At 62.2% G+C, this 11,948-nt stretch carries 10 protein-coding genes; 2 read left to right on the top strand and 8 right to left on the bottom strand.

Annotation, left to right across the window (positions count from 1 at the left end; translation table 11 throughout):
* Positions 1-79: 79 nt before the first annotated feature.
* From HT051_RS05490 to HT051_RS05500, 3 genes are all read right to left on the bottom strand, one after another.
* Positions 80-2,218, bottom strand: a complete 2,139-nt coding sequence (locus HT051_RS05490) for a proline/glycine betaine ABC transporter permease (protein WP_174541104.1) — start codon at positions 2,216-2,218, stop codon at positions 80-82.
* Positions 2,211-3,371 carry a glycine betaine/L-proline ABC transporter ATP-binding protein gene (locus tag HT051_RS05495; RefSeq protein WP_174541105.1) on the bottom strand — a complete coding sequence of 387 codons (1,161 nt, stop codon included), beginning with the start codon at positions 3,369-3,371 and terminating at the stop codon, positions 2,211-2,213. The genes HT051_RS05490 and HT051_RS05495 overlap by 8 nt, the downstream gene beginning before the upstream one ends.
* Positions 3,372-3,498: 127 nt before the next feature.
* Positions 3,499-4,491: an ABC transporter substrate-binding protein gene (locus tag HT051_RS05500; protein WP_174541106.1), complete on the bottom strand. Its 993-nt coding sequence runs from the start codon at positions 4,489-4,491 to the stop codon at positions 3,499-3,501.
* A 545-nt stretch (positions 4,492-5,036) separates the two neighbouring features.
* On the opposite strand from HT051_RS05500, the gene HT051_RS05505 reads away from it, so the two are divergent.
* Positions 5,037-6,023 carry an Lrp/AsnC family transcriptional regulator gene (locus tag HT051_RS05505; protein WP_174541107.1) on the top strand — a complete coding sequence of 329 codons (987 nt, stop codon included), beginning with the start codon at positions 5,037-5,039 and terminating at the stop codon, positions 6,021-6,023.
* Positions 6,024-6,144: 121 nt separating this feature from the next.
* Entirely contained in the window at positions 6,145-6,969 is an 825-nt protein-coding gene (locus HT051_RS05510) for an alpha/beta fold hydrolase (RefSeq protein ID WP_174541108.1), read from the top strand.
* A 54-nt stretch (positions 6,970-7,023) separates the two neighbouring features.
* Here the strand turns inward: HT051_RS05510 and HT051_RS05515 are convergent, their stop codons facing one another.
* From HT051_RS05515 to HT051_RS05535, 5 genes are all read right to left on the bottom strand, one after another.
* Complete coding sequence (locus HT051_RS05515) at positions 7,024-7,332, bottom strand: EthD family reductase (RefSeq protein WP_174541109.1); 309 nt, start codon at positions 7,330-7,332, stop codon at positions 7,024-7,026.
* The gene (locus HT051_RS05520; protein WP_174541110.1) at positions 7,329-7,856 is read right to left on the bottom strand and encodes a flavin reductase family protein; all 528 of its coding nucleotides are present in this window, start codon (positions 7,854-7,856) and stop codon (positions 7,329-7,331) included. The genes HT051_RS05515 and HT051_RS05520 overlap by 4 nt, the downstream gene beginning before the upstream one ends.
* Positions 7,853-9,532 (bottom strand): amidohydrolase, encoded by a 1,680-nt coding sequence (locus HT051_RS05525; RefSeq protein ID WP_174541111.1) that lies wholly within the window; start codon positions 9,530-9,532, stop codon positions 7,853-7,855. Before HT051_RS05525 ends, HT051_RS05520 begins: the two co-directional genes overlap by 4 nt.
* An 11-nt stretch (positions 9,533-9,543) precedes the next feature.
* Positions 9,544-10,623 carry an LLM class flavin-dependent oxidoreductase gene (locus tag HT051_RS05530; RefSeq protein WP_174541112.1) on the bottom strand — a complete coding sequence of 360 codons (1,080 nt, stop codon included), beginning with the start codon at positions 10,621-10,623 and terminating at the stop codon, positions 9,544-9,546.
* A gap of 181 nt (positions 10,624-10,804) precedes the next feature.
* Complete coding sequence (locus HT051_RS05535) at positions 10,805-11,824, bottom strand: GTP-binding protein (protein WP_174541113.1); 1,020 nt, start codon at positions 11,822-11,824, stop codon at positions 10,805-10,807.
* Positions 11,825-11,948 lie beyond the last annotated feature (124 nt).

Raw genomic sequence — 11,948 nt, forward strand, 5'->3', positions numbered from 1 at the left:
TCTAGGCGGGGCGGATCGCGCAAGCGGCCCGCCCCTTTGCTTTGTTGCTCAGCTTCCGGCTATCGCCCGCGATAGCGCGCTACAGCCCGTTGCGGCGGGCCATGCCCATGGCGCGGCGCTGGCTGTCGACCCAGCCGCGGGTGATGCGGTCGGTGACGATGGCGATCAGCGCCAGGCCGAGACCGGCCACCATGCCCTTACCGAAATCAGCTTGCGCCAGCGCCTCGTAGACCAGCTGTTCCAGGCCGGTGGTGCCGATCAGCGCGGTGATGCTCAACATGGCGAGACCGAGCAAGACGGTCTGGTTGAACCCCAGCATGATGTCGGGCAGGGCAAGCGGCAGCTCGACTTGCAGCAGCTGTTGCATACGCGAGCAGCCAAGCGCCGCGGCCGCCTCGCGCGCCGTCGGCGAGACATTGCGGATGCCGTGCTCGGTATAGCGGATGGCCGGCACGATAGCGTAGATGGCGATGGCGAGCATGCCGGAGAAATCGCCGACCAGGAAAACCATGATGATGGGGATCAGGAAGACGAAGAGCGGGATGGTCTGAATGGTGTCGTTGATCGGGCGCAGCACCGCCGAGACGCGGTCGTTGATCGCCGCCCAGACGCCCAGCGCCGTGCCGAGCAGGAAGGCGACCAGCACCGCGCCGCTCGCCAGATAGAAGGACAGCATGGTGGCGCCCCAGATGCCGGTGACGAGCACGAAGGCGCAAGCCCCCAGCACGATGGAGGCGACGCGCCAACCGCCGGTCTGCCAGCCGATCACTGCGATGGTGGCGACGAAAGCGGGCCAAGGCAGCTCCGTGGCGCCGAAGAAATAGTACAGACCGAGCAGAGTGACGCCGAGCGCCAGCTGCCAGCCGGCGAAGTAGCGGGCCGCAGCGACAGCTGCGGCGACGAGAGCGAAATAGCCGGCGAAGAAGAGCGGGCCGGGCTCGAACCCCCAGGTGAACGGGTTGACGGTCTCCTTCAGGCCAATCTTCAGCGGCAGCAGCAGTCCGTAGAGGAAGAAGGCCTTGATCGCGTCGGTATAGGCGTAGGTCTGGCTGGTGAACCAGGCCACCGCATCGTCGAGATACTCAGCCGGATGGAAGGTCAGGCTTTTCGGGTAGTCGCCGAGGGCAGGCACGGCGAGGCTCAGCAGATAGGCGCCGACCAGAAGGGCGATGCCGATGGAGAGATGCGGGTAGCGCAACGGAAGCGGCGCCTCGGAGGCGTGATGCGGCGTGCGCACCCGCTTGGCGATGCCGGCGCTGAAGCGGTCCATAATCACCGCGGTAAACACCACGACCAGCCCTGCGAGCACGCAATTGCCGAACTCGGCCTTGCGCATCTCGCTCAGCACCAGCCAGCCGATATCGTTGAAGCCGCCGATCACGGCCGCGATCACCACCATGGAAAGCGCCATCATGATGGTCTGGTTGATGCCGAGCATGATGCTGGGAAGGGCGGAGGGGAGCTCGATCGACCACATCATCTGCAGCGGCGAGCAGCCGGCCATCTGTCCGGATTCGACCAGGCTATTCGGCACCTTTTCGAGGCCGCAATAGACATTCCGCACCATCGGCGGAGTGGCGTAGATGACCGTCGCCACCAGACCCGGCACCGGGCCGAAGCCGAACAGGATCAGCACCGGGATCAGATAGGCGAACATCGGCACGGTCTGCATCAGGTCTAGGCTGACGGTGATCGGATGGGTCAGAGCGCGGACCTTGAAGGCGGCGATGCCGAGGGCGAGGCCGAGCAGGATCGACAGCGGCGTTGCCACGAAGACCAACGCCCAGGTGCTCATGGTCGGCACCCAATAGCCGGTCACGAGGATGTAGAGCAGTGCCAGGGCGCTGGGGATGACGAAACGCCAGCCGCCGGCGAAATGGCCGATCACGAGGACCGCCAAAACGGTGACGATCCAAGGGGTGCCGGCGAGGATGGCGTTGATCTGGTTGAGCACGAAGGCGAGCCCGGCGGAGATCGTGCGAAGCACGGGCTGGAACAGCGCGGCGAACCAGTCGAGGAACTGGTTCAGCCAATCGGCGACCGGGAGTAGGGCATGCTCCGGCGCGGTCAGGGTATCGGGCGCGGTATGCTGAATCAGCAGCGTCAAGCCGATGAGGGCAAACAGCCCGGCCCAGATAAGCACGGTTTTGTGGCCGAGCAGCTTGTCCCGAAGATCGGATGAGACGTCCGGGATGTTGGCGTTCGCGACGTCAGCCATCGACACGGTTCTTCTCTTTGCAATAGGCATCGATGATGGCGTCGGTGGAGATGCTGCCAATCACATCGCCCTTGTCGTCGACCACGGGCAGGGTGGCGCTGTGATCGCGCAGCACCTGGTTCCAAAGCGCATCGAGAGGCGTGTCGGCCGAGACCGGGCCGCCATCGTCGCTCGCGGGCGGGGTCTCGTCCATCAGATCGCCAACGCGCAAGGCATCGCCGCGCGAGACCTCGGCGGTGAATTCAGCGACATAATCGGTGGCCGGGTTGAGGATCAGATCGGCCGGGCGGCCAACCTGCACGACCTCGCCATTGCGCATGATGGCGACCCGGTCGGCGATGCGCGCCGCCTCGGCGAAATCGTGGGTGATGAAGACGATGGTCTTGTTGAGCAGGCGCTGCAGGCTGAGCAGCTCTTCCTGCATCTGGCGGCGGATCAGCGGATCGAGAGCGCTGAACGGTTCGTCCAGGAACCAGAGCTCCGGTTCGCCGGCAAGGCTGCGGGCGATGCCGACGCGCTGCTGCTGACCGCCGGAAAGCTCGTGGGGCATGGCGCTCTCGCGTCCGGCCAGTCCGACGAGCTCCAGAACCTCGCGGCCGCGCTTCTCGCGCTCGGCGCGCTTGACGCCCTGAATCTTGAGGCCGAAGGCGACGTTCTCAAGCACGCTCATATGCGGCATGAGGCCGAAATCCTGGAACACCATGCCGATCTTGTGGCGGCGGATCTGCACCAACTCCTTGGGCGAGAGGCTGAGCAAATCCTGGCCGTGAAAATGCACCGATCCCCATTCCGGCTCGATCAGCCGGGACATGCAGCGGAGCAGGGTCGATTTGCCGGAGCCGGAGAGCCCCATGATGACGAGGATTTCGCCCTTATGGACGTCGAGATCGACGCCGGCGATGGCCGGCACATGGCCGTCGGCATGGAGGACTTGCAGCAGACTGTCGGTGAGAGGCGGCGGTTCGATGCCGGCAGGCGGGCGCGGCGGAAAGGCGCGCTGGATCTCGGGGTTGAAGACTTTCCAGATATTGCGCAGGCGAAGCGCAATGTCGGGGTCCGCTGCGTCGGACTTCGCGGCGCGTTTTCCGCGGCTCGATGTTTCGGCTGTTTGCGGCCGGGCAATGACCGCCACTTCAGACTCGTCGGATTTCATTCCCAGACCTCATGATTCCCAGACCTCATGGTTTCCGCCGTCCGGGCGCTTAAGGAACGGCTGGCCGCCGCCCGGCAAAAAGCCAAACGGCGACCAACTCTGCGTCTCAAAATCTTGCGAAGGGCGATTAGCTTGCGTCGGCCTTCGCCACCCACGCCTTCCAGACATCCGGATTGGCGTCCATCCATTCGGCGACGGCCTTGTCCAGATCCTCACCCTCGAAATCGATCTTGAGGAGGAGGTCTTCCTGAAGCTTGTTGTCGATCTTATAGGCTTCCAGGAAGCGGTAGGCGCGGGGCCATTTCTTTTCCGTCCCGGCCCAGCCGAGCTTGCGGACCCAGCCTTGCGGCCAGCCGCAATCATGGGTGGCGTCGGGGTTCGGCCCCCATTTCGGATCGTCGTAGCAGGCCGGCTCGCTCTTCGGCAGCTCGACCCAATCGATATCGTATTTGGCGAAGATCCAATGGGGCGAATAGAACATGATCAACACCGGCTTCTTCCGGGTGATGGCGGATTTCAGCTCCGCGACGGAAGAGCCTTCCGAGCCGCTCGGCTTGGCGACGATGTCGAGACCCAGCGCCTTGATGCGCTCGACGTTATCCGGGGCCCAATCGGTCGGATAGTCGATCAGCCGTGCCTTGGGATAGGTGTCGGCAGTGGCGAACAACTTGGCGCAATCGGGGTTTTTCAGAGCTTTCCAATCGGGAAGCTCAGGGCACTGTTCCTTCACGTAGCTCGGGTAGATCCAGCCTTCCTTGGTGGTAATGCCGGTATCGCCGAGACCAACGGCCTTCTTGGAATCCACCGCCTTGTCGTAGTTGCCCTCAATGGTGTGCTCCCACACTTCGAGGGTCGCGGTGATGTCGCCGTCCATGATGCCCTGCACCTGGGGAATGTAACCGGCGGTCACATACTCGACGTTGTAGCCCATCTTCTTCAGGACCTCGCCAGCGATCTTGGTGGTGATGTGCTGGCCAGTCCATTCGTTCATCGCAAGTTTGATGGTGTCTTTCGACTCGGGCTCCTGCTTGATCTCGGCAGCAGTCCCGGTCGACGTTCCTGCAGCAGCGGCGCCGACAAGCAGCACGCCGGTCAGCAGCAGCATATTCAAGCGCTTCAATATCGGCATCTCATGAAACTCCTGTTTTTCCACTTTTATCACAAAACCGCCTCTGACAGGATGTTATTTTTTCATTTTTCGGTCTGTCAATTCCCCTTTTCGCTTAAATCACCCGTATAATAGGCTTAATTCGCAGAAACGTGCTGCAATTGCCTATGGATTGCGCAAATCCGGCAAATTTATCCGTGGGGTGATCTTTTCCGATTGTTTCTGTGGGCAACGCGGTGCAATACCCGAAGCCGATTGCAACGGTGCCGTTGCAAATGTCACATTCACTACCGCCGTGCTTGTGGGCAGGTCTTCGCCGGTCCGCCGGGTGCAAAGCCGCGCTGGCGGAATAGGCCGCATGGAGATCCAGGGGACACCCTGGTGTCCGGCAGATTTCGGGGCGACCCGGGGTCTTACGGATCGCTGTCATGGTTTGTGCGGCGTGCCGGTGTGGTAAGGGGAGCAGCCGGACAACACGAGACTTTGAAAGCGACGCGAAATTGGCGCCACGAAACCGTAACAAGCCGAAAAACAATACGCCCCCCGTCGAGGGCTCGATGTTCGTCACGACCGGGCGAACGCCGCTGCAGCATGTCACGCGTCTGACCGAGACCGACCGGGCGATCATTGCCCATCTGCAAGAAGATGGACGGCGTCCCTTTGTGGAGATTTCCCGCCAGATCGGCGTCACCGAGAAGACCGTGCGGGCGCGGGTGCAGGAACTGCTGCGCCTCGGGGCCTTTCAAATCACCGCGGTTACCGATCCGGCTGTGCTCGGCTATGAGGCGGCGGCGCTGCTCGGGCTCAAGATCTCCGCCGGCGCGCTGAAATCCGGCATTGCCGACCATCTCGCCGCCATCGACGAGGTGGATTATGTCTGTGTGACTACAGGGCGTTACGGTATTATGGTGGAAGTGATCTGCCGCGATATTTTCGAGCTGCAATCGATCGTCGATACCAAGATCGGCTCGATCTCGGGCATCGCCTCGATTGAGGCGTTCCCGTTCCTGAGCCTCTCCTATCAGCAGCCCGGTTTCAGCACGCACCGGCCGCAAAAGCCGAAAAAGCCCGGCGTGCGGCCGAAGCCGCTTTCCGGCATCGATAAGGGCATCGTGCGGGCGCTCAGCTATGACGGCCGCGCGCCGATCCGTGACATCGCCGAGTCCCTCGGCATCTCTCAGACCCAGGTCCGCAACCGCATCAACGAGATGACCTCCTCCGGTGTGCTGAGCATCATGGCGATCATCAATGCGATGAGCTTCGAATACGGCACCATGGCCTGGCTGGCGATCCGCGGCGGCAACCGCAAGATCACCGACATTGCCAACGATCTGGTGAAAATCCCGGCCGTGTCCTATCTCGTCATCTGCGCCGGGCGGTTCGATATCTTCGCCGAATTCGCCTGTATCTCGACCGAAGAGCTGCAAGCGGTGATCGATAACGATGTGCGCGCGGTAACCGGCATCGAGCAGATCGAGACCTTCCTCTACACCAAGCTGCATTACAAGCGTCTGCTTCCAGCCCGAGATGTCGACGAAGCTTGAGCATGACGGGTGCGGGCGCCAGTTGTCGCAGTTGTGCGATATACGGCGTTTCGGCGATTTCCGGTGTTGACACGCGCAAAATCTGCGAAATAAATTTCTAAAAAGGCTTATATTGGCGAATATGGGTAATGTAGCCACATTCGATATCGGCCGCGCCAGCCCATTTCCCGGCGAGCTTTCGGCGGGAACGCACTATCAGCGTACCGGCTCTGGCGCGCCGTTGCTTCTGATCCACGATCTGACCTTGGACGGTTCGATCTGGTCGCCGGAGCTCGTTGCGCGGCTTAAGTTGGATTTCGACGTCGTGGCGCTCGATCTCTACGGCCACGGTCACAGTACCAAGGCGGCCGGGCTATGCTTCCTGGACAGCTTCCTGGGCCAGATCGACCGGCTGCTCGACCATCTCGGATATGAGAGCTGCACGCTCGTGGGCGATGGCTGCTCCAGCATCCTGGCGCTGCTCTATGCGGCGAAGTCGCCGGAGCGGGTCAACCATTACCTGGCGACCAACTGCCCCTACACCCGTCCGATCTTCGATGTCGATCCGCTGCCGATCACGGCGGCCGAGGCTCTGCGCCGCGACGCGGTGCTGAAGATCTTCAACGAGAGCTGCCGCAACTGGTTTTCGCCGGGCTTCCTGGAGAGCCACCGGCAAGCGGGGGAAGTGGTGCGCAGCATGCTGGAGCGTTGCGATCTCAACGTCTACAGCCAGGCCTTCGGCTTCTTCTCGCAAGGCGCGCTGCTGCAGGCGGTGGCGGATGGACCGATCGCGGCGCATGGCCGCTTCCTGGTCGGGAAGCACGATCCGTGTTCGGATGTGGCGCAAGCCGAACGTCTGGCGCAAGCGGTCGGCGGCACGGTCGAGGTGGTCGAGAGCTACCACCTGAACGCCTTCGAACATGCCGACTTGCTGGCAGAACGCATCCGGGCCTTGCATCAGGGGTAGAGGCGCAAGTCCCTGAAGCAGGCCCGAATGGTTCGTCTGGTAGAAGACGAAGGTCTAGGCGTCGGCGATATCGACGGTGAGGATGTGGACGCCGCCGCTGGCGAAATTCCCGACATCGGCGACTGCCGCCTGTCCGGCTTCCGAACCGAAAGAGGCTTCCAGATCGGCGCCGGTCTCATAGGTGAGCTCGGCGACGAGATAGACCGGCTTCTCGGCATCGCTGGATTGCACCGGGCCGCGGCTATACTGAAACGACTTCAGATGCGGCATGGCCTTGGCCAGCGGCACATGGATCTCGGTGTAGTGCTTGTCGAAAGCTGCCGGATCCTCCGGCATGCCATAGATGACGATCGCGCGCTTCATGTTTGCGCCCCTTCTTGCTGCGGCAATGGATAGATACGGCGACGGTGATAGATCAGCGGCCGGTCGCGCATGCCAAGCCGCAGCTCCTTGACCTTGCCGGTGACGATGATGTGGTCTCCGCCAGGCAGGAGATCGGCGACCTCGCAAGCCACGACGGCGGCGCTAGTGGGCAGTTCCGGCAGGCCGCGGAGCCCAACGATCCAGTCGATACCGTCGAACTTACTGGCCGATTTGCTGGCGAAGGCGCCTGCCACCTGCTCCTGGCCCTCGGCGAGGATGTGAAGCAGGAAGGGGCGGCCGCGCGCCTGCAGCGTCGAGAGCAGGCGTGAGCTGCGGTTAAAGCAGGCGAGCACCATGGGCGGATCCATGGAGAGCGAGGTGACCGAGGAGAGGGTGGTGCCGACGGGCTCGCTTTCACCATTCCAGGCGGTGATCACATTGATCGCCGACGGGATCTCCGCCATCGCGGTGGTGAAACCGGCAATTGTGGAGTCTTGCAGCGCTCTGTCCTCGACACGGCTCATCGTGCGACCTCTGCCATCTCGGTTGCTTCGTTAAGGACGGTCTTTCCGCGCAGCATGACGTAGTCCGGCTCCAGCGTGCGCAGCTCATCCACCGAAACTTTCCGCGGATCGCGCGTAAGGCCGATGACATCGGCCATCTTGCCGGGGGCGAGGCTGCCCTTGATGTCCTCGATTCCCATGGTGGCCGCCGCATCCAGCGTGTGCATGCGCAGCGCCTGCATGATGGTGATGGCCTCGTCGGGATCGATATAGGAGCCGGAATAGGTCTGGCGCTTGAGGCAGCACCAAATGCTGAAGAACGGATTGGTGGCTTCGCGCTCGGAGCCGATCCAGACATCGGAGCTGCCGGAAAGCCGCCAGCCTTCCTCGATCAGGGTGCGGTAGGCGAAGCGCCCGCGTGTTCCGTAATCGCCGAGATAGTCGGAGAAATATTCGCCGAAGGTATAGAGGAACACCGCCTGCGGCACCGGGATGATGCCGGCGCGGGCCCACCAATCCCTTGTATTCTGGGTCGGCAGCAAATTGGCGGCATGTTCGATGCGGGTTCGGGTGGGGCCGGAGGGGGCCCCACCCATCGCCGTCACCTGCTCGCAGATCCATTCCTGTGCACGATCACCATTGGCATGGACCGCGATCTGGAGCCCCGCTTGCTGCGTTTGCTCGAAGGCGCGACGGAAAAAATATTTCGGGAAGGCGACACTGCCGCAATTGCCGTGTTCGCCGATATAGGGCACGCCGATAGCGGCGCTCTTGGCCGAGAAGCCGCCATCGGAAAACAGTTTCAGACCCTGGATGGTGACGCCGTCATTGGCGCCGGTGAGATAGAGATAGTCCTGCCAGTTGCAGGCCTTCTCGATGGTCAGTGTGCCGGGCGCCCAAAGATAGATGCGCATGGCCGTGGGCAGCTCGCCCTCCGCGGCGAGCTCATCCATGCTTTCCAGCCCATCGATGGTCTCGGAAATCTCGCCGATGGTGGTGACGCCGAAGCGGGTGAAATATTTGCGCAGGCCCTCTTTCAGCGCGGTCTTGAGCTGATGGCGCTCCACCCCGGGGAAGGGGAGGAGGGTGTCCATCTCCTTGACCACGCCGGTGGGGTCGCCGTTCTCGTCGCGCTCCACATGGGGGAGGCCGGTGACGCTGTATTTCGGCGCCTGGAAATTGCGGTCGATGCCGGCGATTTCCAGCGCCTTGGAGTTCAGCACGGTGATATGGCCGCCGGCGCGCAAGGCAAGCGGCGAGTCGGTGGAGACGCTATCGAGCTCGGCGCGGGTCGGCAGGCGGTTCTCGGCGAGCTTGCGGTCGAAGAATAGATTGCCCTGGCCGACCACCCATTCGCCCTTGCCGCGCTCGGCGACGTATTTGGAGAACACGTCGAGCACGTCTTCGACTTTGCCGCATTCCGGCGCCCGCACGTCCACCGTGCTGTAGTCGGTGCGGCAGACCACCTCGGCATGGGCGTGGACGTCGACGAAGCCGGGCATCAAGGTGCGGTCGCCGAGATCGATGATCTCGGTCTCCGGTCCAGCGTAGTCGTCGACCTCGCTGCGCCGGATCAACCGAATGATGCGGCCGTCTTTAATAGTCAGGCCTTGCGCCTCGTCGGTGCAGTCGGGCTGCATCGAGATGAGGGCGCCGCCCAGGACGATGGTGTCGGGATATCCGACCGAACCAACCATGATATCGGCCTCTACTCCGCCGCTTCGGCTTTTGCGTTCTGGAAGACCGGGATTACCTTGGTGCCGATCAGCTCGATGGAGCGCATGATGTCCTCATGCGGCACGCCGTCGATACGGAGCAGAACCTCGTCGATACCGCGGGCTTCGAGATCGCGCAGGCGGGCGATGAACTCGTCCGGCGTGCCGATCATCACCGACGGGGTCTCGTTGACCAGGAAGTCGATATTGGTGCGGTTGTCGACCAGCCGCTTCATCTTGTCGTCGAGATACTCGTAAGAGGATTTCTTGCCGAGCGGTGCGTAGAGATCGACGATGAAGTGGAAGTAACCCATGGCAACGTCATGGGCGATGTCGACGGCCTTCTGGTGATCTTCGTCGCAGAAAGCGGTGGCGACGTAGAGGCCCATATTCTCGGTGCGTCGCGGCACGGAGGAGGTGCCTTTGGCCAGGCCCTTCCTATAAGCGTCGATGCATTGCTGCATGTAATCAAAGCCGAAATAGCTTTCGAAGCAGAGCGCGCCGATGCCCATTTCGCCGGCCATGCCGTGGGATTGCTCGGAGGAGGCGGCGACGAAGATCGGCGGATGCGGCTTCTGCACCGAATCCGGCACGATCTTCACTGGCGGGATTTTCCAGAACGGGCCGTCATGCTCCAGCGTCTCTTCGGTGAAGGCCTTGATCAGCACGTCGAAGGAGTCGGCCCATTGCTCGCGGGTGGTCGAAGGATCGACACCGAACGCCGCCAGGGTGGTCAGATTGTTGGAGCGGGCAGTGCCGATCTCGGCGCGGCCGTTCGAGACGATGTCCAAGGTGGCCATGCGCTCGGCGACCAGGACCGGGTGGTTCCACTGCAGAAGCACCGAGCACATGATGCGCAGCTTGATGTTCTTGGTGTGCCGGGCGATGGCGGCGTAGAGAACCTCCGGCGCGGAGACGGTAAAGCGCGGCGGGCTGAAATGCTGCTCGGAGGTGCCCCAGCACGAGAAGCCGAGCTGATCGGCCAGTGCCACCTCTTCGATCATTTCCTCGTAGCGCTGGGCGTAGCTCACGCCCTCCATCACCTCACCCTCTTGGAGCAGACCGATCCGCATTGCGCTCTCCTGAACTTCCGTTTTTGACCGATAAAACCGTATTTGATCACCTTATCTGCACGGATTTTGCAATGTCAATGCCGTAATTCGCCTAAATCTCCAGCATTAAAGACCGGATTTAGCCAAATTGATGCGCAGAAGGGCCGGATTGATGCGCAGAGAGGCCGGAAGTGGGCGGTTTTCAGCGCAGGCAGGCTTCGAAGCCCTGACGGAGGGCGGCCTCGTCGAGATCGCGGCCGATGAACACCATGCGGCTGCGGCGCGGGGCGTCTTGCGGCCATTCCCCGTAGAGATCGCCGTCCAGCATGCGCTGCACGCCTTGGAAGACGAAGGGCCGGGTCTCGCCCTCGAAGTCGAGCACGCCTTTGCTGCGCAGCACCTCTGCCTCGGCCTGGATCACCACGCGGTGAATCCAGAGCTGGAACTCATCGGGGTGAATAGGGCGGTCGGTGACGAGGCTGACGCTGGTAATGCTGTGATCGTGATGGTGATGCGAAGCGGGGGCATCGCTGGCGGTCTCGGAAAGCTGGCGCTCCAGATCGAAGGCGTTGACGGCCAGGATTTGCTCCGGCGCGATCTCGCAGCGCGTGGTGCGGATGATCTTTGCCTCGGGGCTCAGGGTGCGGATCTGCGCCTCGACCTCTTTGAGCCGTTCGGCGGAAACCAGATCGGCTTTGTTCAGAAGAACGATATTGGCGAAGACCAGCTGCTCGCGCAGTTCGTCGGAGCCGCCCTTGGCGAGATCGAAATGCGCCGCATCGGCGACGGTGACGATGGCATCCAGGTGCAGCCAGTCGAAGGCGCCGTCTTCCAGCATAAAGGTCTGGGCGATTGGGGCTGGGGCGGCAAGGCCGGTGGTCTCGATCAGAATACCGTCGAGATGGTCCGCCTGGCGGACCATCTCCTCCAGCGCACCGACCAGATCCTGGCGCACGGTGCAACACAGGCAGCCATTATTCATCTCCAGCACGGTCTCGTCGGAGGAGACGATCAGGTCGCCGTCGATGCCGATCTCGCCAAACTCGTTGACGACGACGCCGTAACGCTTGCCGTGCTGTTCGGTGAGGATGCGGTTGAGCAGCGTGGTCTTGCCGGCGCCGAGATAGCCGGTGAGCACGGTGACGGGGATTGCAGCTTGTGCCGGGTCCAGAGCGTTCGGATCGGCGGCGTTTGGATGCTTGCGAATTTGATCGGGTCTCATGGCCACTTGCGGCGCGAAACGGCAGCGCCGGAGCTTATTTCGGTGAAATACGGCGTTGACATGCAGTTATACTGCCTAATACGGTACTCGAAATAGATTTTAAGGTCAAAAACGACCAAAAATT

The organism is Methyloligella sp. GL2 (assembly GCF_013341275.1).
Lineage (GTDB): Bacteria > Pseudomonadota > Alphaproteobacteria > Rhizobiales > Methyloligellaceae > Methyloligella.